General features: G+C 51.5%; 21 protein-coding genes. 17 read left to right on the forward strand and 4 right to left on the reverse strand.

Annotated elements, in window-relative coordinates:
- The first annotated feature begins 189 nt into the window (after positions 1 to 189).
- The 5 genes from G598_RS0106180 to G598_RS0106200 are packed head-to-tail and all read left to right on the forward strand — an operon-like array spanning position 190 to position 5,123.
- Positions 190 to 1,131 carry an ABC transporter permease gene (locus G598_RS0106180; protein WP_026766206.1) on the forward strand — a complete coding sequence of 314 codons (942 nt, stop codon included), beginning with the start codon at positions 190 to 192 and terminating at the stop codon, positions 1,129 to 1,131.
- Entirely contained in the window at positions 1,128 to 1,982 is an 855-nt protein-coding gene (locus tag G598_RS0106185) for an ABC transporter permease (RefSeq protein ID WP_026766207.1), read from the forward strand. Before G598_RS0106180 ends, G598_RS0106185 begins: the two co-directional genes overlap by 4 nt.
- A gap of 2 nt (positions 1,983 to 1,984) precedes the next feature.
- Complete coding sequence (locus G598_RS0106190) at positions 1,985 to 2,806, forward strand: ABC transporter ATP-binding protein (protein WP_026766208.1); 822 nt, start codon at positions 1,985 to 1,987, stop codon at positions 2,804 to 2,806.
- Positions 2,775 to 3,536 (forward strand): ABC transporter ATP-binding protein, encoded by a 762-nt coding sequence (locus tag G598_RS0106195; RefSeq protein ID WP_026766209.1) that lies wholly within the window; start codon positions 2,775 to 2,777, stop codon positions 3,534 to 3,536. Before G598_RS0106190 ends, G598_RS0106195 begins: the two co-directional genes overlap by 32 nt.
- A gap of 36 nt (positions 3,537 to 3,572) precedes the next feature.
- The gene (locus G598_RS0106200) at positions 3,573 to 5,123 is read left to right on the forward strand and encodes an ABC transporter substrate-binding protein (RefSeq protein ID WP_026766210.1); all 1,551 of its coding nucleotides are present in this window, start codon (positions 3,573 to 3,575) and stop codon (positions 5,121 to 5,123) included.
- 330 nt (positions 5,124 to 5,453) lie between these two features.
- Here G598_RS0106200 and G598_RS19725 read toward each other — a convergent pair whose 3' ends face one another.
- The gene (locus tag G598_RS19725; protein ID WP_157833286.1) at positions 5,454 to 5,687 is read right to left on the reverse strand and encodes a hypothetical protein; all 234 of its coding nucleotides are present in this window, start codon (positions 5,685 to 5,687) and stop codon (positions 5,454 to 5,456) included.
- A gap of 594 nt (positions 5,688 to 6,281) precedes the next feature.
- On the opposite strand from G598_RS19725, the gene G598_RS19305 reads away from it, so the two are divergent.
- The 4 genes from G598_RS19305 to recD2 all read left to right on the forward strand — a co-directional run bounded on the left by G598_RS19305 (position 6,282) and on the right by recD2 (position 14,129).
- Entirely contained in the window at positions 6,282 to 8,402 is a 2,121-nt protein-coding gene (locus tag G598_RS19305) for a PTS sugar transporter subunit IIABC (protein WP_080656965.1), read from the forward strand.
- Positions 8,403 to 8,559: 157 nt separating this feature from the next.
- Entirely contained in the window at positions 8,560 to 9,882 is a 1,323-nt protein-coding gene (locus G598_RS0106215) for an LCP family protein (RefSeq protein ID WP_026766211.1), read from the forward strand.
- A gap of 51 nt (positions 9,883 to 9,933) precedes the next feature.
- The gene (locus G598_RS0106220; protein WP_026766212.1) at positions 9,934 to 11,880 is read left to right on the forward strand and encodes an ABC-F family ATP-binding cassette domain-containing protein; all 1,947 of its coding nucleotides are present in this window, start codon (positions 9,934 to 9,936) and stop codon (positions 11,878 to 11,880) included.
- 29 nt (positions 11,881 to 11,909) lie between these two features.
- Positions 11,910 to 14,129, forward strand: a complete 2,220-nt coding sequence (gene recD2 / locus G598_RS0106225; RefSeq protein ID WP_080656966.1) for an SF1B family DNA helicase RecD2 — start codon at positions 11,910 to 11,912, stop codon at positions 14,127 to 14,129.
- A gap of 58 nt (positions 14,130 to 14,187) precedes the next feature.
- Here recD2 and G598_RS0106230 read toward each other — a convergent pair whose 3' ends face one another.
- Both G598_RS0106230 and G598_RS0106235 read right to left on the reverse strand, forming a co-directional pair.
- Positions 14,188 to 14,532 carry a cupin domain-containing protein gene (locus tag G598_RS0106230; RefSeq protein ID WP_026766214.1) on the reverse strand — a complete coding sequence of 115 codons (345 nt, stop codon included), beginning with the start codon at positions 14,530 to 14,532 and terminating at the stop codon, positions 14,188 to 14,190.
- 18 nt (positions 14,533 to 14,550) lie between these two features.
- Positions 14,551 to 16,572 (reverse strand): alpha amylase C-terminal domain-containing protein, encoded by a 2,022-nt coding sequence (locus G598_RS0106235; RefSeq protein WP_026766215.1) that lies wholly within the window; start codon positions 16,570 to 16,572, stop codon positions 14,551 to 14,553.
- Between the two features lie 246 nt (positions 16,573 to 16,818).
- Here G598_RS0106235 and G598_RS0106240 point away from each other — a divergent pair, with 246 nt between their 5' ends.
- Together G598_RS0106240 and G598_RS0106245 are read left to right on the forward strand one after the other, a co-directional pair.
- Complete coding sequence (locus G598_RS0106240; RefSeq protein WP_037363399.1) at positions 16,819 to 18,225, forward strand: MATE family efflux transporter; 1,407 nt, start codon at positions 16,819 to 16,821, stop codon at positions 18,223 to 18,225.
- Positions 18,226 to 18,306: 81 nt separating this feature from the next.
- Positions 18,307 to 19,944, forward strand: coding sequence for a sensor domain-containing diguanylate cyclase (locus G598_RS0106245; RefSeq protein ID WP_026766217.1), 1,638 nt, complete (start codon positions 18,307 to 18,309; stop codon positions 19,942 to 19,944).
- Positions 19,945 to 20,004: 60 nt separating this feature from the next.
- On the opposite strand, the gene G598_RS0106250 is transcribed toward G598_RS0106245, so the two are convergent.
- Complete coding sequence (locus tag G598_RS0106250) at positions 20,005 to 20,559, reverse strand: Uma2 family endonuclease (RefSeq protein ID WP_026766218.1); 555 nt, start codon at positions 20,557 to 20,559, stop codon at positions 20,005 to 20,007.
- 140 nt (positions 20,560 to 20,699) lie between these two features.
- On the opposite strand from G598_RS0106250, the gene ftsE reads away from it, so the two are divergent.
- The 6 genes from ftsE (at position 20,700) to G598_RS0106280 (ending at position 26,656) form a co-directional block, all read left to right on the forward strand.
- The gene (ftsE, locus tag G598_RS0106255) at positions 20,700 to 21,386 is read left to right on the forward strand and encodes a cell division ATP-binding protein FtsE (protein WP_026766219.1); all 687 of its coding nucleotides are present in this window, start codon (positions 20,700 to 20,702) and stop codon (positions 21,384 to 21,386) included.
- Positions 21,376 to 22,263, forward strand: a complete 888-nt coding sequence (gene ftsX / locus G598_RS0106260; RefSeq protein WP_026766220.1) for a permease-like cell division protein FtsX — start codon at positions 21,376 to 21,378, stop codon at positions 22,261 to 22,263. The genes ftsE and ftsX overlap by 11 nt, the downstream gene beginning before the upstream one ends.
- A gap of 4 nt (positions 22,264 to 22,267) precedes the next feature.
- Entirely contained in the window at positions 22,268 to 23,386 is a 1,119-nt protein-coding gene (locus tag G598_RS0106265) for a murein hydrolase activator EnvC family protein (RefSeq protein ID WP_102012088.1), read from the forward strand.
- A 24-nt stretch (positions 23,387 to 23,410) separates the two neighbouring features.
- Positions 23,411 to 24,559 (forward strand): S41 family peptidase, encoded by a 1,149-nt coding sequence (locus tag G598_RS0106270; protein WP_026766222.1) that lies wholly within the window; start codon positions 23,411 to 23,413, stop codon positions 24,557 to 24,559.
- 206 nt (positions 24,560 to 24,765) lie between these two features.
- A complete protein-coding gene (locus G598_RS18530; RefSeq protein ID WP_157833287.1) occupies positions 24,766 to 25,335 on the forward strand; it encodes a hypothetical protein in 570 nt (189 codons plus the stop codon).
- Entirely contained in the window at positions 25,286 to 26,656 is a 1,371-nt protein-coding gene (locus G598_RS0106280) for a glutathionylspermidine synthase family protein (protein WP_211221519.1), read from the forward strand. Before G598_RS18530 ends, G598_RS0106280 begins: the two co-directional genes overlap by 50 nt.
- Positions 26,657 to 26,739 lie beyond the last annotated feature (83 nt).

The raw sequence follows: 26,739 nt of genomic DNA on the forward strand, positions 1-26,739 counted from the left end.
AGTGCATGCTGGTATTGTATTACAACGATATATTATTATACGCAAACTTCCTTGCTGCAATATTATGTGTCAAGGGAGTTTTTGTTTACCGTTTTTTCCGTCACAAGATTTCATCCCCCCATGGGGCTTATAAAAATGGAAAAAATTTTGTATGATTAAATTATTATATGCATGGGGGCGATAACGAGCATGAATTATGCGTTTAAGCGCTTAATACAGCTGATACCGATTCTGTTTGGCATTACGTTTCTATCTTTTTTGCTGATGTATATGGCGGGCAGTGATGCCGTGACGGAAATGTACAGCAACCGCGGTGTGGAAGTCGCGCAGGAAATCATTGACGAGCGCAAGGCGGCTTTGGGACTTAATCTGTCCTTTGGCGAACAGTATATAAACTGGCTCTGGGCCATGTTGCATGGCGATATGGGGGTTAGTTTCGTCACGGGGGAAAACGTGCTCAAGGCGTTCCTGCGAAAACTGCCGGCAACGCTTATGCTTACGGGGCTGTCTATTGCCCTGACGTTGCTTATCTCCCTGCCCTGTGGCATACTGGCGGCGATACGCCATGACCGGGGGATTGATTTAATTTTGCGCTTTGGCAGCTTTATGGGCAATGCCATGCCCAATTTCTTTGTGGCCATGCTTCTGATGGAGTTTTTGGGCATTCAGCTGGGGCTTTTGCCGGTAATTTCGAGCGGTACGGACTTTGAAAGTGCTTTGCTTCCCACGCTTACGCTGGCTATAGCCATGTCGGCTAAATATATGCGGCAGGTGCGCTCGGCGGTGCTTGAAGAATTGGGCAAGGATTATGTGCTGGGGGCCAAGGCGCGGGGGATTAGCGACAGCGTTATCCTTTGGAAAAATGTAATGAAAGCGGCAATGCTGACCATTATGACCCTGCTGGCGCTTTCGATTGGCAGCCTTTTGGGGGGCACAGCCATTGTCGAGAGTATATTTATGTGGGACGGCGTGGGGAAACTGGCGGTAGATGCCATCAATATGCGGGATTATCCCATGATTCAGGCCTATGTAATGTGGATGGCGATTATCTATGTGCTGGTGAATCTTGTGGCGGATTTGCTCTATCACGAGCTTGACCCGCGGATTCGTCTGGGGGTGAATGGGAAATGAGTCAGTCAGCGGCACCAACGATTCGCCTGCAAAATGTGCGGAAGAATACCTTGCAGCGGAAGTTGTATTTCTTTGGCGCTCTGGCTCTGCTATTGGTTGTAGCGTCGTTTTTCAGTGAGCAGCTTTGCCCATATGACCCGTATATGCAGGATATGAGTCTGACGAAAGCAGCACCATCAGCTGAGCATCTTTTGGGGACAGACCGCTATGGGAGGGATATGCTTTCGCGGGTTATCGCGGGCAGCAAGACCAGTATTTTTTCGACCTTATTGTTGGTGAGTTTTATCACGCTCTTTGGCAGTCTTATCGGTATTATCTGTGCCTGGATGGGCAGGAAAACAGACACGGTTCTTATGCGCCTGTCGGATATGTTCCTCGCCTTTCCGGGGCTGGTATTTGCGCTCGCCGTAGCTGCCGTTTTAGGCGGCGGTGTACACAATGCGATTTTTGCTTTAGCTGCCATTAGCTGGCCCAAATATGCGCGGCTGGCGCGCAGTCAGACTTTGGCCTTGCAGGCCGCGCCCTTTATGCAGGCGGCGAAGATGGCGGGGAGCGGCACCTTTAAGCTCATTTATAAGCATGTCATTCCCAATATCTCTGGGCCGATTCTTGTCACGGCGGTGCTCGATATCGGCACGATGATGATGGAACTGGCGGGGCTGTCTTTTTTGGGGCTGGGTGCAAAGCCGCCTATCCCGGAATGGGGGAGCATGATGAGCGATACCCGCAATCTCCTGCCCACCCAGCCCTGGGTGACGCTGGCACCGGGCTTTGCGATTTTCTTTTCCGTGATGATTTTTAATCTGCTCGGCGATACGGTGCGGGATTATCTCGACCCGAAACGGAGGTAACGATGGCAGAAATAATCCGTTATGAACAAGTGGATATTCACTACAATGGCGCACGCGCTGTCCATGATGTCAGTTTTTCCGTGGCTGAAGGGGAAATCCTCGGCATTGTGGGGGAAAGCGGCAGCGGCAAGTCTACGCTCCTCAAAGCGGCTATGGGGATGCTGGGCCGTGAAGGGCTGGTGACCCGCGGCGATATTTATTACAAGGGACTGGATTTGCCGGATATCAGCGACAAGGAACGGCAGAAAATCAGCGGTGCGGAAATCGGCATGATTTTTCAACAGGCGGGCAGCAGCTTTTGTCCGATTCGCCGCATCGGCACGCAGATAAAGGAAATGATGGCGGCGCATGGCTATACCGATGCGCGGGCCGTGGAAATAGAAGCCTGCGAACTGCTGCATAAATTCGGCTTTGCCGAGCCTAAGCGCATTTTTGCAAGTTACCCTTTTGAACTCTCCGGCGGCATGCAACAGCGGGCGGCGGTGGCGGCGGCCATGCTCTTAAAGCCCAAAATCCTGCTTGCCGACGAGCCGACCTCGGCCCTCGATGTTACCGTGCAGAAACAGGTCATTGAGGAAATGCTGCTGGCGCGGGAACTGTTTGGCACGGCGATTATTTTGGTCACGCATAATATCGGCGTCATCCGTGCGATGGCCGATACTATGCTCGTGCTTCATCAGGGGGAAGTGATGGAATATGGCAAAGCCAAGGAAATCTTAAATAGCCCGCAATCGCCGTACACGCAAAAACTGTTGGCGGCGGTGCCCAGGCTCAGGAGGTCAGGAGTAACCTATGGACAAGATTCTGCAAGTCAGGCATCTTAAAAAGATTTTTCCCCGGCAGGAGGGCGGCGAAATCGTCGCGGTGGATGCTGTGAGTTTTACGCTTTCGGCAGGGGGAAAACTCGCCATTATCGGCGAAAGCGGCAGCGGCAAGACCACTGTGGCGCGCATGATTGCCCGCCTGATTCCGCCGACTGCGGGCAGGATTTTTTTGGCGGGCGAGGAGATTACGCAGGCCAAGGGGGCGCAACTCAAAAAGGCGTATGCCCAAATGCAGATGGTGTTCCAAAATCCTGTGGACAGCTTCGATCCCAGGTGTACACTCGGGGATGGCATCAGCGAAAGCCTGATTAATCACGGCAGGAGCCGGGAACAGGCCAAGAAGATAACCGAGAATCTGCTGGCACTCTGTGGACTGCCAGCAGATTTTGCTGACCGCTATCCGCATGAGGTCAGCGGCGGCCAGTGCCAACGGGCGGCAATCGCCCGTGCCCTGGCGATTGAGCCGCAGCTTGTGATTCTCGATGAAGCGACTTCGGCACTGGATGTGACGGTGCAGGCGGAAGTTTTGTCCCTGCTCAACCGTCTGCAGCAGGATAGGGGCATGGCCTATCTCTTTATCTGTCACGATATCGCCCTGGTGCAGGATTTTTGTGATAGGGTAATCGTGATGAATAACGGCAGGATTGTTGAAGAAGGTACACCCGATGAGGTGATTAACCATCCGCAACAGGAATATACGCAAAAACTGATTGACAGCGTGTTGTTATAATAGATTTATGTAAAACAGGAAGGGAGTTTTTGGCAAATGAAATGGAAAAAACTGTTGGCTGCAACCTTGGCGCTGGGCATAAGTGCCGTTGTAATGGCTGGCTGTGGCAGCGACAAGGCCGCAAGCAATGGGGAAAAGGCGCTGGTTATCGGCGATACCACCTTTAACAGCTCCAACGAGGAACCGGATGTCAATCCGCATAATGCCTATGCTGGCTGGGCCTGCATCCGCTATGGTATCGGTGAGACGCTTATAAAGTACTCCGACAAGATGGAGCTTCAGCCCTGGCTGGCAACCAAGTGGGAAAATGTGGACGAGTTTACCTGGAAATTCACCCTGCGGGATGATGTAACCTTCTCGAGCGGGCGCAAAATGGATGCTGCAGCCGTAAAGCAGTGCCTTGAGCACCTTATCGCGAATAACAAGCGGGCGGCACAGGATTTGAAGATTGCTGCTATCGAGGCCAACGGTCAGGAACTAATCATCAAGACCACGGAGCCGAGACCGGCACTCTTAAACTATCTTGGCGACCCCTACGGCTGCATCATTGATGTGGATGCCGGCTTTGAACAGGGCATCGTAGCTGGTACTGGCCCGTACATTGCCACAGATATCAAGACGGATGACCATCTGGTCTTGAAGAAAAATGAGCATTATTGGGGCGGCACGCCGAAACTCGACAAGATTACCATTCGCACCATTACGGACGGCAACACGCTTTCGAGTGCCCTGCAATCCGGCGAAGTCCAGGCTGCTTACGGCATGGCCTATGAAAGCTATCCATTGTTCAAGAATGACAAATACAATATCTCCCAGATTTCTACTTCCCGCTGCTTCTTCGGGAAGATGAACTTTGACCCGGATTCGGTCTGCGCAGACCCCGCAGTGCGTCAGGCCATCGCGATGGGCATTGACAAGGAAAACTTCGTGGCCAAACTCTTGGACGGCAATGGTTTTCCGGCTAACGGCGTATTCCCCGCAGGCCCGGCCTTTGGCGGCGACAAGGTAAAGGCCGAAAAATTTGACCTTGATGGCGCCAAGAAGGTACTGGAAGCTGCCGGCTGGGTGGATACGGATGGCGATGGTATCCGCGAAAAGAACGGCAAAAAACTCGTGATCAAATGGCTGACCTATCCGAGCCGTCAGGAACTGCCGCTGCTGGCTGAATCCGCACAGGCAACATTGAAGGAAATCGGCATGCAGGTGGAAATCAACAACACCGCCGACAACAATCAGGTGGTCAAAGATACCAAGGCCTGGGATGTCTATGCCATGGCCAATGTACAGGCACCGACCGGCGACCCGGAATACTGGTTCACGGTGTTTGCAACCTCCAATGCTACCAAGAATCAGGGTAAGTACAGAAGTGCCCGTCTCGACGCATTGGAAAATCAGTTGAGCCGCGAATTTGACCCGGCCAAGCGTGCACAACTGGCGCTCGATATGCAGCAGGTCGTGCTCGATGACCATGCGTTTGTGTTCTGCTCCTTCCTCAAGATGAGCATGATTTCCAAGGCCAATGTGAAAAATTATACATCCCATGCCTGCGATTACTATCAGGTGACGGCGGATTTGGATGTGGAGTAAGCAGCAGGAAAAAATATATTGATGGATAAACTCCGTTGGTGTGTAACTTTATGCACTAACGGAGTTTTTAGGTAAATTGCAGTTTGTCGGGGAGTTCAGTTCGTGGTAAAGGTATCTTGTTCATACGTGGTCAGGGGCGAACGGGGGAGTACTTTTTCTGATTCCGCTAAACGACCCTCCCTGAAAGAAATCGCTATTTAGCTATATGCGCCGGGCAGGCCGGCGGCGCGTCTTTCAACGTGCTTTCTAGTTGCTGCCTGCGTCGGGCCGGCCTTCACTGCGTTCAGGCAGTCGCTCCTACAGAAAAAGCACTCCCCCATTCGCCCCAAGTTACGGATTAGCCCATTGCCACGGACTCGTTGCTCCCGTAACAAAAACATCGATGTACTTGTTGCTTATCATCACAACATCGCCACATATGATACATACATAACTTTGGTGGGAGAGCAGTTTATTCAGCCAAAGCTGCGATTTAGCCCATTGCCACGAACTCTTTGCTCCCGTAACAAGAACATCGATATACTTGTTGCTTGCCATCACAACATCGCCAGATGTTACATACATAACTTTGGTGGGAGAGCAGTTTATTTATCCGAAGCTGCGATTTAGCCTGTTGCCACAAACTCGTTGCTCCTGTAACAAGAACATCGATGTACTTGCTGCTTATCACTACGAAAATGACGGTTTGTACGGACATCACTTAGGGCGGAGGTGGTGATGCTTTTCGCCGTGGAACGACTGTCCGAACGCAGTGAGGACTGGCCCACAAACAAAAAGTTCCTAGAAGTTGAGCTGAACATACGCGCCGCCGGCCTGCCCGGCGCAGGTGCCTAAAAAGCCCATACATTTCCTTGTGGGTCATTCAGTGTAACGGCGAAAAGTATTACCACCTACGCCCAAACTGAGCTGTAACAAATAAATTCAATCTCGTAAGAACATCGATAAACTGCAATTTGTAATTTGAGCAGCAAATGAATAAATATACTGAAAACTTATATAAACATGAAAAATGACTTGATGTATTCGTTGGGGTTATGCTATAATAGCGCAAGTGAATATATTAAAATTATTCTCATGGGTGGCATTTTGTATGCAAATTTCTTTTGTAAAAATGCATATGGATGCTTTTTTTATTGGGAATAAGAGAGGATGTGTCTAATGAAAGACGAGATTTTTAGCGTACTGCAACGTGTCGGCCGCAGTTTCATGCTGCCGGTTGCGGTATTGCCGATTGCAGGTCTTTTGCTGGGCCTTGGTGCTTCGTTTACCAACCCCACGACAATCAAGACCTATGGACTAGAAGCCATCTTTGGTGATGGCACGATGCTGCACTCTTTGCTTACCGTTATGAGTGCGGCTGGCGGTACGATTTTTGGCAACTTGCCGATTATCTTTGCCGTGGGTGTAGCCATTGGTATGGCTAAGGCCGAGAAGGAAGTAGCAGCACTGGCAGCCATGATTTCCTTCTTCGTCATGCATGTTTCCTGTAATGCTATGCTGCAGCTGACGGGCAAAATCCTGGCCGATGGTTCCATTGCGCCGGGCGTGCTCGAAGGTACGATTGCTTCTAGCTGCGGCATCATGTCCCTGCAGATGGGCGTATTTGGCGGTATTATCGTTGGTATCGGTGTAGCCATGCTGCACAATCGCTATTATAAGATTGTTCTTCCCGATGCGCTGTCCTTCTTTGGCGGCTCCCGCTTTATCCCCATCGTATCTACGGTGGTTTTCCTGTTCGTGGGGATTGCCATGACCTTTATCTGGCCGATTGCGCAGGATATCATCTTCGGTCTCGGCAATGTGGTCACGGGTACGGGCTATATCGGTACGCTGATTTTCGGTATTGTTAAGCGTGCGTTGATTCCGTTTGGTCTGCACCATGTATTCTATCTGCCGTTCTGGCAGACGGGCGTGGGCGGCAGCATGATGATTGATGGTCAGCTCGTTCAGGGCGGTCAGAACATCTTCTTTGCTCAGCTGGCTTCGCCGAATGTGGCACATTTCAGTGCTGACGCAACCCGGTATTTCTCCGGTGAATTTATCTTCATGATTTTCGGTCTGCCCGGTGCAGCTTTGGCTATGTACCGCTGCGCTCGTCCCGAAAAGAAAAAGGTGGCTGGGGGTCTCTTGCTGTCTGCAGCCCTCACGTCCATGCTCACGGGTATCACGGAACCGATTGAGTTCTCCTTCCTGTTTGTTGCTCCGCTGCTGTTCGGTGTACAGGTAATTCTGGCCGGTGCAGCGTACATGATTGCCCATATCCTGAATATCGCCGTAGGTCTTACCTTCTCCGGCGGTCTTCTCGACTTGTTCATCTTCGGTATTCTGCAGGGCAATGACAAGACCAGCTGGATGCTGATTATCCCGGTTGGTATCATCTATTTCTTCCTGTATTACTTCGCGTTCTCCTTCTTAATCAAGAAGTTCAACTTCAAGACGCCGGGCCGCGAAGAGGATGACGAAGAAACCAAGCTCTACACCAAGGCTGATGTCAATGCCCGCAAGGCTGGCGAAAACGGCACTGATGAACTGAGCAGCACGATTGCCCGCGCTTTGGGCAGCAAGCGCAATATCACTTCTGTGGATTGCTGTGCAACCCGTCTGCGCTGCTCGGTAGCCGATTCTTCGCTCGTTGACCAGAAACTCTTGAAGGCCACCGGTGCTTCCGGCGTTATCGTCAAGGGTACGGGCGTACAGGTTATCTATGGCCCGAAGGTTGCTGTGATTAAGTCCAATCTGGAAGAATATCTGGTAACGGCTCCGGAAGTTGAAGCAGGCGCAGAAGCTCCGGTAGTGGAAGAACCTGCTGTACAGGAAGAAACGCCTGTGGCTGTTCATGGCGACCATGAATTCTACGCACCGGTAGCTGGTACGGCGCATGCCATCACGGAAGCTCCGGATGCAGCTTTTGCCGGCAAGATGATGGGCGATGGCTTCTTCATTGCTCCGGCTGATGGTACGGTTGTGGCTCCCTGCGATGCCGAAGTCATGTTTGTGTTTGATACGAAGCATGCCATTGGCATGAAGGCCGCTGACGGCACGGAATTCCTGATTCACTTCGGCGTGGATACGGTAAAACTGGGTGGTCAGGGCTTTGAAACCTTTGTCCAGCAGGGTCAGCAGGTCAAGAAGGGCGATAAGCTCATGCAGGTTGACCTCGATTACGTCAAAGCCAATGCACCTTCTGATGTCTGCCTGGTAATCTTCACCGGCGGTCAGGCGGTTCATGTGGAAAAATCCTATGGCATCAAGGCTCTTGACGCTGTAGCAACGTATTAAAATCGCATAATAAAATCAGCGCTCTGCGGGAAAAAATCCTGCAGGGCGTTTTTCTTGCGGTATATGGGCCCATTCCTTTACTTTGCCCCCTATCTTTGTTATACTTAGGAAGTTGAATTTTTGAGTTTAGCTTATATTTTATGAGGAGCAGGTAATCATGCGGCAAAGGCGCAGGGGAAAGCGCAGTTATAAGCGGGTAAAGTGGATATTGGGCATTGTATTGGCGGTGCTGGTGGCGATAGCCGGTGTGATGGCAGCAAGGCATCATAATGGTGATGGCGGGGAAACTACGGTCGTGGACGGTGGTCTGGTCAAACACGAGCACATCACCCATGTGCTGCTATTGGGCGTTGACCGCCGGGAAGGCGATGTGGGGCGCAGCGATACCATGATGGTCGCAGCGCTTGACGAAGACAAGGAAAAGGCATCGTTGCTTTCTGTTCCGCGCGATACGCGGGTGCAGATTGAGGGCAATGATTATGAGAAAATCAATCATGCTTATGCCTATGGTGGTCACAAGCTGAGTCAGGAAGCCGTGGAAAAACTGCTGGGGGCGAAGATTGACCACTACATCATCATCGATACCAAGGCTTTTGAACGGATTATCGATGCGCTCGACGGCGTGGATATCAACGTGGAAAAGCGCATGTATTACGAAGACCCCTGGGATGATAATGGGGGGCTCGTGATTGACCTTTATCCCGGCGAGCAGCATATGGACGGCAAAAGAGCTATCCAGTATGTGCGCTATCGTGACGGTGAGGGCGATATTGGCCGTATTGGCCGCCAGCAGAAGTTTATGAAGGCGGTGCTGGCCAAGATTATTTCTCCTTCAGTACTGCCTCGTCTGCCTAAACTGGTGGAAGAAATCAAATCGGCCATTCAGACGGATATGAGTTTGGCGGAACTGGTGGAATTTGCAGGCAAGATGAAAAACATCCACGATAATGGCTTGTCTGCCCAGATGGTACCGGGACAGCCGGCCTATATCAAGGACGTCAGCTATTGGATTCCCGATATTACGGATTTGCGCGAACTTATGGCTGAGCAGTTGGAGTTGACGCTCAGTGATGAAGATAAGGAACGGGCGCAGCAAGATGAAGATGCCTATATGGGCACCCTGCCGAAGGGCATGCAGCTGCTGGCGAAGTCCAAGAGCAACGGCAAGGTGGAAACGGACGATACGGCCAAAGAGAAGGAAAAGACCGAGCCCATGAAGCCCAATGAAATATCGGTTATGGTCATCAACGACAGCGGCATCAATGGTGCGGCGGCTGAAGTGGCAGAGATTCTGCAGCGCAAAGGGTTTATTATCTCGGGCGTGGAAACGGGCAAGACCAGTTCCCGTGCGCAGACCACGATTACCACATCCACCCGCAATACGGATGTATTCTATGGCATGCCCTTTACCTGTGTGATTATGGACGGGGGCAGTTCCAATCAGGCTGTGGTGCATATCGGACTGGATTACAGGAAATAATCAAGACGGAGCATAGCTCCGTCTTTGTCTATACTTTAAGGAGAATTTATTTTGGGTATATTGAAGGTTAACGGCCTCAAGAAGGCCTTTGGCATAGATGAACTTTTCCATGATGTGAATTTTGAGGTGCGGGGCGGTGATAAGGTCGGTCTGGTCGGCGCCAATGGTGCGGGCAAGACCACCCTGATGAAGATTCTCATGGGGCAGGAAGAAGCTGACGGCGGTTCCGTGCAGCTTGACCCGGCCGAAACTATCGGCTACGTCCAGCAACAGGCGGATTTTGGCGAAGGCACACTCTATGATGAATTCCGCCGGGCCTTTGATGATATTATTGAGCTCGGTGAGCGCAAGCGTTCCTTGGAAAAGCGCATTGCTGCTGGGGAAGAAGAACTTCTGGACACCTACGGCAAGGTCGTGGAGCGCTTTGAACAGTTAAACGGCTATGAATTTGACAGCCGCATCAAAAAGGTTGCCTATGGGCTGGGCTTTACGGATGAGGATTTCCAAAAGAATGTCGAACATTTCTCCGGCGGTCAGAAGACGCGTATCTGTCTGGCCAAGGCTTTGCTTCGCGAGCCGGATTTCCTCTTTTTGGACGAGCCGACCAACCATCTCGACATTGGGATGATTGAATGGCTTGAAGGTTTTCTGCGCACCTATCGCGGTGGCGTGCTCATCATCTCCCATGACCGCTATTTCCTCGACAAGGTGGCCACCCGCATGGTGGAACTGGAAAATCATACCGTCACCAGCTATGAGGGCAACTACACCTACTTTATGCGGGTCAAGACGGCCCGGCGGGAGGCGCTCAAATCCGCTTACGAAAAACAGCAGGAACATATCAAAAAGACGGAGGAATATATCCGCAAGTACAAGGCGGGCATCAAGTCCAAGCAGGCCAGGGGACGACAGAGCCAGCTCAACCGCCTTGAGCGCATTGTGCTGCCGCCGGAAGCCGCGTCCTTTAATTACTTTGCCTTCCATAAGCCGCCTGAATGTGCACAGCGTGTGGCAGAACTGGAAGAAGTCACCTTTGGCTATGGCAGTGAGCCGGTATTTAAGGACTTGTCCCTGCTGATTCGCAATGGTGACGGCGTGGCGCTCGTTGGCCCCAATGGTGCGGGCAAGACCACCCTGCTCAAAGTCCTCGTAGGTGAGCTGGAAGCCGCCAAAGGCCGGATAAAAATTGGCAGCCGGGTGAAAATCGGTTATTTTTCGCAGCAACATGAAACTTTGCATATGGATATGACGGTGCTCGATGAAATCATCTACACCTATGGTGTAGACGAGGAACAGGCCCGCCGTTATCTGGGGGCTTTCCTGTTCCATGGTGATGAAGTCCTGCGCAAGATTGGCGACCTCTCCGGCGGCGAGCAGTCCCGCGTGGCCTTTTTGAAGCTGATGCTTACAGGCGCCAACTTCCTGATTTTGGACGAACCGACCAACCATTTGGATATTCCCGCCAGAGAAGCGGTGGAGGAAGCCCTGATGGCTTATCCCGGCACATTCCTCGCGGTATCCCATGACCGTTACTTCCTCGACAAGGTGGCTAACTGCACCCTGGAACTCGATAACGGTCAGCTTACCGAATACAGCGGCAATTACAGCTACTATCTGATGAAGAAAGAAGCTGAACGTGAAGCCGAGGAAGAAGCGCGCTTAGAAGCAGAAGCAGCAAAACATGCGGAGAAAAAAGCTGCAAAGCCTGCAGCCGTTGAGCAGCAGGACGCCGCCGAAAAAGCCGCCGCCAAGGAGCGGGCGGAAGCCGGCAAGATTCAGAGCATGAGCGATGCTAAGCGCACGGAAATGATTCAGCGCGCCGAAGCGGAAATCGCCATGGCCGAAGCGGAATTAAAGGGACTGGAATTTCAGATGAATCAGCCGGAAGTACAGGCTGACCCTGCAGAAAGTCAGCGCATTGCCGAAGAATATGCCGCCAAGGAAGCGGAAATCGAAGAGCGCTATGCCAAGTGGGAACGGCTGGCAGCCAGCGAATAAATTGCTTTACGGCAGGAGGGAGTAAAGTTATGGCTAATAAAAACGAACAGATGGCGCTGGGCTTTGCACCGGGAGCCGTACAGGAAGAAATCGAAGGTTTGGTCGACAGCATTATCTTTGCCAGTGAAGATGGCAAATTTGCCGTTTTTCGCCTGCAGCCTAGCGGACAAAACAGCCGTGTGACCGTGACCGTAAGCTGTGAACCGCCGCTGGTTGGACAGCAGGTACATCTTACTGGTTCCTGGGTTACGCATCCCCGCTTTGGCCAGCAGTTCAAGGCGGCAAGTCTGCGGTTGGAAGCGCCGACCAGTGTAGAAGGCATAGAGCGCTTCTTAGCGTCCGGCGTTATTGATGGTGTGGGCCCGGCTATGGCTAAGCGCCTCGTGGCCAAATTCGGCGCCGATACACTCGATATTATCGAGCAAAAGCCCAAGCTGCTGGAAACGGTGGAGGGCATTGGCAAAAAGACTGCGCAGAAGATTGTCGCGTCCTATACCGCCCAGTCGGAACTGCGGGAAATCATGCTCTGGCTCGAAAGCCATAATGTCTCGGGGGCGCTTGCGGCACGGATTTTCAAGAAATACAGTTCCTTTGCCTTGGAGGTGCTCGAAAACCATCCATATAAACTCGCACAGGAAGTGGAGGGTATTGGCTTTGCTACCGCCGACGCCATTGCCGCCAGTCTCGGCATGGCCGGTGATGATGAAAACCGCGTGGCGGCCGGCATTGACTATGCCCTGCAGCAGATTTCCACCAACGGCCATTGCTGTATTCCCGAACAGCCCTTGATTGACCGCACGGCAAAACTCTTGCGGGTAGACCCGCTGCGCGTGGGCGAGGTGCTCAAAAAGCAGCTGAAACTGCAACGGTTGGCCGTAGAATCCGTAGGCGGAACGACGCTTATCTATTCGCCCTATCTCTATCGGGCAGAGAAAAAAGTTGCCCGCAAGCTCCTGTACTTGCAGCGCTATGCCGATGTGCTCAATGTGGAAAATCCTGAGGGGCTGGTGGCGCATTGGGAGGAATTGACAGGGCTTGATTTGGCCAAGGCACAGAAAGAAGCCATGGTAGCGGCGCTTACGCACGGTATACTCGTGCTGACCGGCGGCCCCGGCACAGGCAAGACCACCGTGGTGCGGGGCATGATTGATATGCTGGAAATGGCCGGTCTTGAAATCCTGTTGGGCGCACCGACAGGCCGTGCCGCTAAGCGTTTGGCTGAAGCCACAGGGCGCAAGACCATGACGGTACACCGTATGCTCGAAGCGCAGGGCGGGCGGCAGGACGATGGTTCCTCGATGTTTGCCAAGGACGCAGACGAGCAGTTGGAGGCTGATGCCATCATTTTGGACGAGGTGTCCATGATGGATATTGTGCTTATGCAGCATTTCTTGGATGCTGTGCCCGACGGCTGTCATGTAATTCTCGTGGGCGACGTAGACCAGCTGCCCGCCGTTGGCCCCGGCTCGGTACTCAAGGACATTCTGCGCTCGGAGGTCATTCCTTCGGTGCGTTTGACGGAAGTCTACCGCCAAAATGAGGAAAGCACCATTGTCTTAAATGCCCATGCCATCAATGCCGGAAGATTGCCGCTGTGCAAACCTGCCGGAGATTTTCAGTTTTGGGAAATCGCTGACCCTGCGGAAGTCGCGCAAAACATCGTGCACCTCTGCAAAGAGATTTTGCCCAAGCAGGGCTGGAATCCCCTGACTGATGTGCAGGTGCTCTCGCCCATGCACCGCCAGGAATGTGGCGTGGAAAACCTCAACAAACTTCTGCAGGAGGCACTCAATCCGCCTGCTGAATACAAGGCCGAATACAAGAACAGCATCCGCACCTTCCGCCTGAATGATAAGGTCATGCAGACCAAGAACAATTACAGCAAAATGGTCTTTAACGGGGATATCGGCTTTATCACCGCTGTGGAGTCCGACCATATCACCGTCCAGTTCAGCGAAGATTTGCAGGTGGACTATGAGAAAAATGAACTGGTAGAACTGCAGCTGGCCTATGCCATGAGCGTGCACAAGAGCCAGGGCAGTGAATACCCCGTGATTATCCTGCCGCTGACGTCGGGACATTATATCATGCTGCAAAGAAATCTTCTCTACACCGCTGTAACCAGAGCCAGTAAGCAGGTTATTCTCTTAGGCACGAAAGCTGCTCTTAACACCGCTGTAGAAAACGACAGAACCCGCAAGCGCTATACCCTGCTCGCCGAACGGCTGGCGGGAGCGCTGAATGAATAATGCACAAAAAAACTGACAAGTCAAATCTGACCTGTCAGTTTTTTATTGCCCTAAAGGCTTATTTCTTGATAATCAATGCCATAAACACTAAATCTTCCGTTTTGGACGGGTTGGCGATGCCGTGTTTTTCGCCGTCCGGGCAGAAGGTGGTGCTGCCTGCGCCAATGGTTACTTCTTTGCCGTTGTCGTTGTATAGGGCGGTGCCGGAGAGGATGTGGTAAGTCTCCGTGTTGCCATGGTGTTCATGTACCCCGATGGAGCAGAGGGGCGGGATGATGACCTTGGCGTACATATCGCACTTGCCGTCGAGTTCCTCCGGCGTCAAGAGTTTCACGATGGTGATAGTGCCCTGACCATCTGCTTTGTTGGTTGCCTGAAGCGGATTCGGTTCAATAAAAGCCATGTTAAAGCCTCCTTTGGTTTATTTCTTCTTCCGCAGAACTACGGCACTGCGGGCAGGAATGTAGATTTTAAGCCATTCCTTACCGTCTTTTTCGTAGAGCGGGTCGAAATTGGTTTTGTGAACTACGCTGTCGTCAGCCAGGCCGTTGCCGCCGAATTCCTTGGCATCGGTGTTGAGCACGACTTCGTATTCTCCTTTGGGCACGAGGAAACCGTAGTCCGGGAAGGACTGCGTGGGGGAGAAGTTGAAGACGAAGACGAGGTCGCCACGGCTGTAGGCGAGAACCTGGTCGCCGTCGTTGTGCCAGATTTCGACAACCGGCTGCTTCTGAATGTTTTTGACCGTCTTGAGGGTGGCGAGCATTTCCCGGTCGAAGTCGCCAAGATAATGATAGCAGAGTTTTTTATCATCGACAAGGTGCCACTGACGGCGGGCATATTTATAGCTCCAGCCGTTGCCTTCACGCGGGAAGTCAATCCATTCGGGATGGCCGAATTCGTTGCCCATGAAGTTCAGGTAGCCGCCGTTAATCGTCGAGGCCGTGACCAGACGAATCATCTTGTGCAGGGCAATGCCGCGGTCAACCATGCCGTTGCGGTTGTCCTTGGAGAAATGCCAGTACATATCGGCATCAATCAGGCGGAAGATGATGGTCTTGTCGCCTACGAGTGCCTGGTCATGGCTTTCGGCGTAGGAGATGGTCTTTTCATCGGCGCGGCGGTTGGTCATTTCCCAGAAAATGCTGGACGGATGCCAATCTTCGTCCTTCTTTTCCTTGATGGTCTTAATCCAGTAATCCGGCACGTTCATGGCCAGACGATAGTCAAAGCCGTAACCGCCGTCCTCGAATTTGGCTGCGAGCCCCGGCATGCCGCTGACATCCTCCGCGATGGTGATGGCATTGGGCTTGATTTCGTGAATGAGTTTGTTGGCCAGCGTCAGATAGCAGATGGCGTTGTCGTCCTGATGGCCGTTGAAGTAGTCGCCGTAGTTCATAAAGGCTTCGCCGAGTCCATGGCTGTAGTAGAGCATGGAGGTGATGCCGTCAAAGCGGAAACCATCGAAATGGAATTCTTCCAGCCAGTATTTGCAGTTGGACAGCAGGAAGTGCATAACATCGTCCTTGCCGTAGTCAAAGCACAGGCTGTCCCAGGCCGGATGTTCGTGACGGTCACCGGGATAGAAGAACTGGTTGGGGTCGCCGCAGAGGTTGCCGAGGCCTTCCACTTCGTTCTTGACGGCATGGCTGTGGACGATATCCATGATAACTGCCAGCCCCATCTTGTGGGCGGTGTCGATGAGTTCCTTCAAATCTTCCGGCGTTCCGCAGCGGCTGCTCGGTGCAAAGAAGGAGCTGACATGGTAGCCAAAGCTGCCATAATACGGATGTTCCTGAATGGCCATAATCTGAATGCAGTTGTAGCCGTCCTTTTTGACCCGGGGCAGGATATTCTTGGTGAATTCCTTATAGGTACCGACCTTTTCTGCATCCTGTGCCATGCCGACATGGCATTCATAGATGAGGAGCGGTGCGGTAGTGGGCTTGAATTTGGCATCGTGCCAGGTATGTTTCGTGCGCGGATTCCAAACCTGCGCAGAGAAAATCTTGGTTTCTTCGTCCTGTACCACGCGCGTAGCCCAGGCAGGAATGCGTTCCCCTTCGCCGCCGCGCCAATGGACTTTCATTTTGTACAGGTCTTTGTGTTTGATTTTACCTGCGGGAATCTTGAGCTCCCAATTACCGGTGCCCGGAATGTGGTGGCAGCGGAATTCTTCCTTTTCCTGCCAGTCGCTGAAATCACCAATCAGGTAAATGTCCAGCGCATTCGGTGCCCATTCACGGAACACCCAGCCGCGTCCCTGTTTGTGCAGGCCGTAATAAAGGTGTCCGGTGGCAAAATCCGAGAGTTTCTTTTTGCCGTTTTGCGTGAGCTGATTGATTTTCCAAACCGCATGTTCGTGACGTCCGCGGATTGCGTCCTCATAGGGTGCCAGCCATTCATCGTTGGCGATAATCCCCAGCTTTTTGTTATTAGCCATAATTCATACCACTGCGGCCTGACCCGCAGTGACTATCCCCCTATCTGAAATAAAGATAATAAAAAGCTACTTAAACATTATAACATAAATTTTCATAAAAATGACGGAAAGGGAAATATTATTGCCATAAAGACAAATTGCGGTTTAGGACATTTTGCCTTGCATTATAAGCCGGTTTCGGCTAAAATAACTGGATATCTGTCTTCCATTGGTGTGAGGACGGATTTTTTCTTGAAGGAGTTTTTTATGCGGAAAAATCTTTTGGGGCGCATCCGCAAGGGTGAACCTTTTACATTTGGCGAGCTTTTGCTGCTGACATGGCAGCTCAGCGTGCCCGCCATTATGGCGAAAATCACCACGGTGATGATGCAGTATATTGATGCCTCGATGGTGGGCATGATTGGTGCAGGTGCGGCGGCATCCATCGGTTTGGTCAATTCCACGACATGGCTTATCGGCGGCATCTGCTTTGCCATGTCCATGGGCTATACGATTCAGCTGGCGCAGGCCATTGGCGCCGGTGAAGACCTGAAGGCGCGCAGCCTTGTGCGGCATGGCCTGTGGGCGGTGCTGATTTTCAGCCTGGTCATGGGCGGCGGCAGTGCTGCCCTCAGCGGTTATCTGCCATACTTTTTAGGCGGGACGGCAGATATTGCCGGCGATGCTTCACTTTATCTGGAGATTTATGCTTTGGGGCTGCCCCTGCTGGCGGTAAATTTTGCCGCTGCTTCCATGCTGCAGGCCAGCGGCAATATGAAGGTGCCCAGCCTGCTGAGTGTTTTGATGTGCGTGCTCGATGTTCTCTTTAATGCCTTGCTGATTTTCCCCTCCCGCGAGGTGGAGATAGGGGGACTTTCTATATGGGTGCCCGGTGCCGATTGGGGCGTAGCCGGTGTGGCGTTTGGCTCGGTACTGGCAGAAGCCTGCTGCATGACGGCCATGCTCTATGTATTGTTGAAAAAATCCCGACAGTTGCACTATCGGCGGGAACAGCTCGAACCCTGGCAGGGCGAATTGCGACAGGCAACTTCTTTGGGGATTCCCATGGTGCTCGAACAGATTGTCATGGGCAGTGCTTATGTGGCCTTTACCTGCATTGTGGCACCGCTAGGGACGGTAGCGCTCGCGGCCAATTCCTTTGCCATCACGGCGGAAAGCCTTTGCTATATGCCCGGTATCGGCGTGTCCACAGCGGCGCAGACCCTGGTCGGACAGAGCGTGGGGGCAAAGCGGACCAAACTTGCCCAGCGCTTTGGCTATGTCAGCGCCGGCCTCGGCATGGTGGTCATGATGGTCATGGGCGTGGTCATGTATATCCTCGCGCCGCAGATGATGGCCCTGCTGTCAGCAGACAGCGCGGTTATCGCCGCGGGGACGGAAATCCTGCGCATCGAAGCCTGGGCAGAACCACTTTTTGCCGCCGGTATCATCGTCACGAGCATCTTTCGCGGTGCAGGCGAAACGAAATTGCCTACCATATTGAACCTCGTAGCCATGTGGGGCATTCGCATTCCTTTGGCCATTTTCCTTGCAGTAGACTACGGCCTGCCCGGCGTATGGGCGGCGATGTGTGTCGAACTCTGTGCCCGTGGTATGTTGTCCCTAGGCGTATTGATATGGCGTGGGGAAGGGCTGTATCAAAAAAAGTCTTAGCATTTTCCTATTCGTTAGCAGGTTTTTGCTTGTCAGCATTGAATATAGATGTAGGGATAATGCAAGAGGGAGGGGGAGCGGATGCGTTCGATACGAGCAAAATTCATTTTGCTGACATTAAGTGCGATTATTGCCGCGTTAAGTGTTGCTACCTATATTGGCGTTTACTCCATCAAAACCTTGGGAAAAAGCGATGCGGACCAAATGCTTCATCTGAAATGTACAACCGGTGCAATGAATTTGGAAACCTATTTTGATGATGTAGAGCGTTCGGTAGAAACGGTTGCTACCCTTGTGCAAGATAACCTTGAGACTATGCCGGATGAACAGTTTGTCAATGAGGTTGAAAATGTACGCCATTTGTTTAGTAAAATTGCGCATAACACCAATGGTGTACTCACCTACTATTTCCGCGTCGACCCCGAATTTTCCAAAGAACATTCGGGTTTTTGGTATGTCAAACAAAGCGGCAGGGAATTTCAGGAACACGAAGTAACGGATATCACCCAATATGACACCAACGACACTTCCACGCTGGTTTGGTTTACGATTCCCAAAGCTGAAAAAAAAGGCGTATGGCTGCCACCTTATCACACCGAAAATTTTGGGGCCAGGGTCATTTCCTACAATGTTCCCGTTTACCGGCATGGGCAGTTTGTAGGCGTTGTGGGGATAGAAATCGATTATGGAACCTTAGTCTCCGAGGTAGAAAAAATCAAGCTCTTTGAAAATGGTTATGCCTTTATCCTCGACGAGCATTCCAATGTAATTTACCATCCGCAGATGGATTCCACCTTGCAGTATGGAGAAAAAATAGCCATAGATACTCCGGACGCGGTCAAGGGGGATCAGCATGTACAATATCATTTCAATGGCATCAAGAAGGAGGCTGTCTGGAGGTCGCTGAGCAATGGGATGCGGCTCTATGTGACGGTGCCTTTAGGGGAAATCAACAGCGTATGGCAGGGCCTGATTTCGCGCACGTTATTCGCTTCCTTTATCATTCTGCTGTTGGCGAGTTTCGTGATGATGCGTTTTGCCGACCGTATCACCAAACCGCTTCATCGGCTGACCAACGCAGCCCAGCAGGTAGCTGTTGGGAATTATGATGTTGTCTTGGACGATACGGATGATGATGAAATCGGTATGCTCACCCGAACCTTCAAGGGACTGGTCGAGAATACCAAAGCAAATATCGATACACTCAATCGAAAGGTCTATATTGATGCATTGACTGCCGTACGGAATAAGGCAGGCTATGGCGCTTATATGCAAAAAATACAGGATTTGCTGGACAGTTCTGCCCAAAAGCCTGAGTTTGCTATTGGGGTATTCGACTGTGACAACCTTAAATACATCAATGACTTTTACGGCCATGACAAAGGCGATATATACATCAAAAAAGCCAGCCAGTTAATCTGCCGCACCTTCCAGCACAGTCCCGTCTTCCGCATTGGCGGCGATGAATTTGCCGTCATTCTGGAAAATGACGATTTTCGTAATCGGGAAAAGCTCTTTGCCCAGTTCCGCGAAAAGCGCGCAGAAATACGCGCCTCGGCTGAACACGAGTGGGAACAGGCGAATATATCCATGGGGGCTGCCGTGTACGACCCCGAAACTGATCCCGCCGTCATCGACGTTGCCCGGCGGGCAGACAAAGCCATGTATGAAAATAAACGGCTGAGGAAAGAAAATCAGCAGGCAAGAATAAAAACGTAAAGAAAAGGCGGAAACTTGACGAGTCAATTTTGACTGGTCAAGTTTCCGCCTTTTTTGTCGTTACATTTCAAATATATCTTTGACCTGTATCTCCAGTTCATCATACAGGCTGATTTTGAGGGAGAGATTTTGTTCGGCTTTTTGTTCGTCGGTCAGCCGTTCCCATTCTTCTGGGGTGAAATTTTGGTAGAGGTTGTCCAGATAGTAGCAGCCCTGCTCGTTAAGACGGTAGACTTCGATACATTCTTCCTTAGGATTGATAATCCAGTATTCTTTGACACCAAAGCGCTCGTAGGTGTCTTTCTTGACCGTTATATCTTTGCGGCGGGTGCTGGGGGAGAGAACTTCGACTACAAAATCGGGGGCACCTTCAATATGGGTGTCCTTGATTTGGGCTGGCTCACAAACGATGCAGATATCAGGAATCAGATGGTCTATGGGACTGAGTCTGACTTCTGCTTCGGCAAAAACTTCGCATTTTTTGCCTTGGAGAAAGTTGCCAATAATCATGGTCAATCTTCTCTGAATGCGAATGTGCTGGATATTTGCTGGACTCATATCGTATTCAACTCCGTTAATCCGTTCTGTCTTGATGTAATCGGCTAATGCATACATATCAAGTTGCCTCCTTCACCGTTGTTCTTTAAGTATATGATAGCACAAGGCCGCAAAAATAAATAGAGAATTTTGCCTTGCCCCGTCCTTTTATGGTAAAATAGAAGTTAGTCTATTCAAATGCAGGAGGATTTTTCCTAATGATACAAATGCGGGAGGTCAGCAAGACCTATGATACTGGCGTGGTCGCCCTGAACCATGTCAACGTAGATATCAAGAAGGGCGAATTTGTGTTCGTGGTGGGGCCCAGCGGTGCGGGCAAGTCCACGTTTATCAAGATGTTGTTCCGGGAGGAACTGCCCACGGAGGGCAAGCTTTTGGTGAATGGGCATGATGTGGTGCATATGGAGCGTTCGGAGGTTCCGTATCTGCGCCGCGAGTTGGGGGTAATCTTTCAGGATTACCGTCTGCTGCCCGACAAGACGGTGTTTGAAAACGTGGCGTTTGCCCTGCAGGTAATCGAAGCACCCCGCCGCACAATGCAGCGCAGTGTAAATTCGGTGTTGGACGTAGTAGGCCTGCGGGATAAGTACCGCAGTTTCCCTTCGCAGCTTTCTGGCGGCGAGCAGCAGCGTGTGGCTATCGCGCGGGCGATTGTGAACAATCCGTCCATTGTGATTGCCGACGAACCCACAGGCAACCTTGACCCGGAAACGAGCTGGGATATCATGGACATTTTCCGCCGTATCAACAAGGCGGGCACGACCATTGTCATGGCAACCCATGACCGCAATATTGTGGATACCATGAAACGGCGGGTTATTGCCATCGAAGACGGGCGCATTGTCCGTGACCAGCAGCGGGGAGGATATGGTTATGAAGCTTAGAACAGGTGAATATTTTATTCAGGAGGTATTCCGTTCCCTGCGGCGCAACAACTGGATGTCCTTTGCCTCGATTGGTACAGTGGCGGTATCGCTGTTTGTGCTGGGCGTGTTTTTGATTCTGGTACTCAATATGAACCGCATGGCATCCATGCTCGAATCACAGGTGCAGATCAGTGTTTATCTGCAAGATGAAGTGACGAAAAATGAGCGTATTGACCTGCAAAGCGATATTGAAAAGATGCAGGGGATTGATACCGTGAAGTTCGTGGATAAAGATGCGGCCAAGGAACGTCTGTCTGAACGTTTGGGCGACCAAAAGTATCTTTTGGATGCGCTGGGCGACAAGAATCCGCTGCCGGATTCCTTTGAAGTGACGGTGAAAACACCGGAAATGGTGGAAACGGCCGCTAAAGCGATTGAGCGCATGGAAGGCGTGGAATCGGCGAAATATGGTCAGGATGTGGTGGAACATCTCTTTGACATCACGCGCCTGATGCGTATTTTCGGTTTGGTGTTGATGCTGCTTTTGGCTGGGGCTACGATTTTCATTATCTCGAACACCATTCGCCTGACGGTCTTTGCGCGGCGCAAGGAAATCGCCATCATGAAGTATGTGGGCGCGACGGACTGGTTTATCCGCTGGCCGTTCCTGATGGAAGGCATTGTATTGGGCTGTATCGGCGGCATTTTGTCGGCTATCGCCCTGCGCAGCTTCTATGCGGCGATGGCGGCAAAGATTTATAATACACTGGCGTTTTTCCCGCTGATGCCGCAGTATCCCTTTATGAATTATGTGACGGCAGCCATCATCTTTTCGGGGATGCTGATTGGTGCCATCGGTTCTGCGTTCTCGCTGAAACGGTTCCTTGAGGTTTGATATGATGAAAAAATGGCAGACAATAACTGCAGCTACGTTGTCGGTAATCCTGACTGCTTCCACAGCGTATGCTTCGCTGGAGGATGACAAGGCTGGTTATGACAAGAAGGCAGAGGACTTAAAGAGCAAGAGCAACGCACTGCAGTCCAAAATTGAATCCCTGTCCGAGGAAAAGCGGCTGGTGGATGCAGAGGCAGATGAGGCGATTGCCGAGCACAAGACCTTGCGGGCGGCTTTGGATGAAACCCTGGAGCGCATGGAGAAAAATGAGTCCCGGCTCAAAGAGGTAGAGGCCGATTACAAGAAAAAGAGCACGAAACTCGGCACACGTGTGCGCGACATTTATGTCAATGGTCAGATTTCCTATCTTGATGTGCTCTTTGGCGCCAAGGATTTTTCCGATTTGATGACGCGCATGGACTTGCTCAAAAAGGTCATCAAGCAGGATTATGATTTGGTGCATCTGGTACTCGATGAAAAAGCGGAAATCGAAAGCACCCAAAAGAGTCTGGAAAAAGACCGTGCGGCTAAGGCTGAGCAGGAGCTGAAGGCGCGGCAGGCGCGGGAAATCATGGAGGAAAAGGTTCGCAAGCGCAAGGCCATCATTGACCAGATGAAAAGCGACAAGGCCACGATTGACCGTCAGTATGATGAAATGATGGCGGCGTCCAAGCAGATTGAAGATATGCTGCGGCGCAGCAGCATGGCCAATGCGCCAGCAGGGGCAGCCGCCAGCGGCAACGGCTCCATGATTTGGCCGGTGGGCGGCACGATTACCTCGGAGTTTGGCTGGCGTACCCATCCGATTACGGGCACGCAGAAATTCCACAGTGGCATTGATATCGGTGCTGATTATGGGGTGCCCATTGCGGCAGCAGCTGCGGGGACGGTCGAATATGCGGGCTGGATTTCCGGCTATGGCAATACGGTAATCATCAATCATGGCGGCGGCGTGACCACGCTTTATGGTCATAATCAATCGCTGGCGGCCTCTGTCGGCCAGCAGGTCAGTCAGGGGGAAACCATAGCTTATTGTGGTTCTACGGGCAACTCTACCGGCCCCCATTGTCATTTCGAGGTGCGTCAGAACGGCTCACCGGTGAGTCCTTATGGCTATCTCTGATAGCCGGTTAGAAGGTGAAAAGGATTGAGTAAGAAAAAAATAGCCCTGATTGTCGTGGTGACGGCACTTTTTTCCAGTGTTCTGACCATTATGGGGCTGATGAAGTTATTGGGGCTGGGCGGCGAAAAGACCACGGATTTGCTGCGATTTTTCGGTGTCATGCGCATGATTGAAACGCGCTACGTCACCGATGTGGACAGCAGTACGCTGATGGACGGTGCCATTGATGGCATGGTGAAATCCCTGGGCGACCCCCATTCCATTTATATGAAGACCTCTATGTATAAGTCCCTCAAGGAGCATACGGCAGGGGCTTTTGGCGGCATAGGCGTCACGATGGGCTTTAAGGATGACAAGGTCACGATTATGTCGGTGCTGGAAGGCACGCCCGGCGAAAAAGTGGGGCTTAAAGTCGGTGACGAAATCATGTCTGTGGACGGTACGCCGGTAACGGAGTACCAGCCCGAGGAAGTGGCCCTCCATATCCGCGGCGAAGCGGGCACCGAAGTGAAGCTGATGATTCATCGCGCGGAGGAAGAGGACAAGGAATATGCCATTGAGCGCGATATGATTAAGGTGCCGTCGGCAAAAGGGAAACTCCTCGATGACAGCACGATGGGCTATATTCGCATTGCTTCGTTTGCTGAGAATACCGGCGATGAGTTTAAGGCGGAATACAATCGGCTCAAAGAGGCTGGCATGACGGGGCTTATCCTTGACCTGCGGCAGAATCCCGGCGGCCTTATCACGAGCTGCGTGGAAGTTGCTGATATGCTGGTGCCCAAGGGAAATGTGGTTTCCGTCGTACAGCGTGACGGCAGCCGCGAGGATTTTGATTCCACTTTGGAGGACAGCAGTCTGCCCATTGTGGTGCTGATTGACGAAAACAGCGCCAGCGCCTCGGAAATTCTGGCCGGTGCCTTGCAGGACAGGGAGGCGGCAACCATTGTTGGCATGAAGTCCTACGGCAAAGGCTCGGTGCAGGTAGTTGTGCCCTTGTTCCATGAAGATGGGCTCAAGCTGACCATTGCCAAATATTACACGCCCAGCGGCAAATGTATTGACGGCATTGGCATTGAACCGGATATTGAGGTGAAACTGCCGGAGGATATGCACGAAGATACCCAGCTCAATATGGCAAAAGAAGTATTGCAAAAAAAAGTTAACGAGTAAATATATTGTCGGAGATGATTTTCCTGGCATTGGACAAGCCTGTCGATGTGAAGAATGATTATCCCCGACTTTTTTTGTGCTGCTTTGCTTGATATATTTGACATCTATGTAAACATATTTTATGCTAATCTTAAAGCCCATAAGAAAGAAGTTGGTGAATCATGTTAAGTATAAGGACGACAAAAGCATTGGCTCTTTTTACAATCATGGCAACAACGGTGTCCTTGACCGGCTGTGGGGACGAAGAGGTACCGCAAGCGGAGGAGAGTGACGACTACGAAAATTTTGCCGGGGATGTTTTAACCGATGAGGCGGGCAGAGAATATAAACTCCATGATAACGGTGATGGTACAGAAACAGCGCGTTATGCGAATGGAGATTCGGTTACTTTCCGGCGCGATGAAGATGGCCTTAGCTTTTTATCCGGTACAGCAGGTCTTTTGGCGGGGCTGGCCGCAGGATATTTTATCCATCGTGGGTTGAGTGGCGGTCATGGTGGTTATTATGATGCCAATAGAAAACGCTATGTAGCCAGTGAGCCGGTAAGGCCGCTGAAAAAGGATAAAGAGGATAAGAATTCGTCCAATTATCGCAGCAGTTCCAGCAGCAGTAGTTCCAGCAACAAGAGCAGTTCGAAAAACAGCAGTGAGGCGGGCAAAGCTGCTGCTAAATCATCGGCATCATCTGCGAAAAACTCAGCAACGGGAAGTACGAAATCATCGGTGAGTGCGAAAAGTGGTTTTGGCTCTGCAGGTGCGCGCAGCGCATCGTCGTAATGGAGGGATTGTTTTGCAGGAAGATTGGCGAAATTTGCTCGACCGTCAGATATTTCCCTTTGTGGAATATGAGGGTTATGCAGATAAATATCCAACGAAGAATATTGAAATCATCAGCCGGGAGCAGGCTGCAGAATTGCGGTATATCAGCAAGATTCTCTTTGGTGCATTTCAGCGGGCAGTATCGGTCTGTCAGAAGTGCGGGGATAATTTTTTGGCGGATTTGGAGATTCCGCCGGAGTTGATTCCTTATTTGCAGAAGGACAATCCCTTGCATCTTGCATCATGGCTTTCCCGCTTTGACTATGTGTTGGATGAGCAGGGGAATTTCCATATGGTGGAGATTAACGCAGATACACCCTGTGCCGTGATTGAGGCCTATTATGGCAATATGACAGCCTGCACGCACTTTGAGGTAGAAGACCCAAACTATGGAGAATACGATAAGCTTTGCAGCTGGCTCAATGAGATTTTTCTGGCCTCCGAGCCGGGAGTGAGTATCAGCACAGGCCGATTTCACCGTCGACACCCGTTCCTCTTTTCCTGTTTCCATGATTATCAGGAAGACTATGCTACGACGAAATTTCTGATGAATGCGATGAAGAAAAATACCTTGGCTACAGAGGCTGATGATGCCATCACCTTTGTGTCGTTTTATGATTTGGCGGTATTGCCCGATGGTTCTATCCTGCTGCCGGACGGGCGCACAGCTAATGCCATTTATCGCCTGCATCCTCTGGAAATTCTGATTGAGGAACGAACGCCGGAGGGCGAAACGCTGGGCAAGGATTTTATGGACGGTTATTTGCATGGCAGGTTTATGATGTTCAATCCGCCGGAGGCCATCATCATGCAGTCGAAGGCCTTTCAGGCACTCGTATGGGCGCTGAATAATCAGCCGGCAGGTGTCACACCAGTGTTTTCGGCAGAGGAGTCGGAGGTTATAGAACGTTATATGCTGCCCTCGTACTTTGCCCGGGATTTTGTGCAGGAAAAGATTGCACCAGATACCAGCTGGATAAAAAAGCCGATATGGGGACGCGAAGGTGCCGGCATTGAAGTGCTTGATAAAAACGGTGTGCGTTTTGGCAAGGACGTGGACACAGAGAATATCGTGCGGCGTGACAGCCAGGATTTCCTGTATCAGCGCTTTGTGGAACAGCAGCCCTATGAGGCGGATACGGACAGCGGGCGGCAGGTCGGTTATAAGACACTTAGCTGCTTTATGCTGGGGAAGAATCCCAGTGCGCTCTATGCACGGTTCTCGCCGGACCAAATTGCGGGAACGGAGGCATATTGGCTGCCATTGGGGATTCGATAAGAAGGCCGGGAATACTGCCTTTTTGCAGGAATGTGTCCTTTTTTGGCGAATTTATTACAATGGTTAATTTGTTCGTCAGGTGG

Origin of the sequence: Selenomonas ruminantium subsp. ruminantium ATCC 12561, from assembly GCF_000424065.1 — a bacterium.
GTDB classification, from domain to species: Bacteria; Bacillota; Negativicutes; order Selenomonadales; family Selenomonadaceae; genus Selenomonas_A; species Selenomonas_A ruminantium.

Coding starts and splice junctions, on each gene's coding strand:
- G598_RS0106180 (WP_026766206.1), top strand. CDS start 190: ATGAATTATGCGTTTAAGCGCTTAATACAGCTGATACCGATTCTGTTT.
- G598_RS0106185 (WP_026766207.1), top strand. CDS start 1,128: ATGAGTCAGTCAGCGGCACCAACGATTCGCCTGCAAAATGTGCGGAAG.
- G598_RS0106190 (WP_026766208.1), top strand. CDS start 1,985: ATGGCAGAAATAATCCGTTATGAACAAGTGGATATTCACTACAATGGC.
- G598_RS0106195 (WP_026766209.1), top strand. CDS start 2,775: ATGGACAAGATTCTGCAAGTCAGGCATCTTAAAAAGATTTTTCCCCGG.
- G598_RS0106200 (WP_026766210.1), top strand. CDS start 3,573: ATGAAATGGAAAAAACTGTTGGCTGCAACCTTGGCGCTGGGCATAAGT.
- G598_RS19725 (WP_157833286.1), bottom strand. CDS start 5,687: ATGTATGTAACATCTGGCGATGTTGTGATGGCAAGCAACAAGTATATC.
- G598_RS19305 (WP_080656965.1), top strand. CDS start 6,282: ATGAAAGACGAGATTTTTAGCGTACTGCAACGTGTCGGCCGCAGTTTC.
- G598_RS0106215 (WP_026766211.1), top strand. CDS start 8,560: ATGCGGCAAAGGCGCAGGGGAAAGCGCAGTTATAAGCGGGTAAAGTGG.
- recD2 (WP_080656966.1), top strand. CDS start 11,910: ATGGCTAATAAAAACGAACAGATGGCGCTGGGCTTTGCACCGGGAGCC.
- G598_RS0106230 (WP_026766214.1), bottom strand. CDS start 14,532: ATGGCTTTTATTGAACCGAATCCGCTTCAGGCAACCAACAAAGCAGAT.
- G598_RS0106235 (WP_026766215.1), bottom strand. CDS start 16,572: ATGGCTAATAACAAAAAGCTGGGGATTATCGCCAACGATGAATGGCTG.
- G598_RS0106240 (WP_037363399.1), top strand. CDS start 16,819: ATGCGGAAAAATCTTTTGGGGCGCATCCGCAAGGGTGAACCTTTTACA.
- G598_RS0106245 (WP_026766217.1), top strand. CDS start 18,307: ATGCGTTCGATACGAGCAAAATTCATTTTGCTGACATTAAGTGCGATT.
- G598_RS0106250 (WP_026766218.1), bottom strand. CDS start 20,559: ATGTATGCATTAGCCGATTACATCAAGACAGAACGGATTAACGGAGTT.
- ftsE (WP_026766219.1), top strand. CDS start 20,700: ATGATACAAATGCGGGAGGTCAGCAAGACCTATGATACTGGCGTGGTC.
- ftsX (WP_026766220.1), top strand. CDS start 21,376: ATGAAGCTTAGAACAGGTGAATATTTTATTCAGGAGGTATTCCGTTCC.
- G598_RS0106265 (WP_102012088.1), top strand. CDS start 22,268: ATGAAAAAATGGCAGACAATAACTGCAGCTACGTTGTCGGTAATCCTG.
- G598_RS18530 (WP_157833287.1), top strand. CDS start 24,766: ATGGCAACAACGGTGTCCTTGACCGGCTGTGGGGACGAAGAGGTACCG.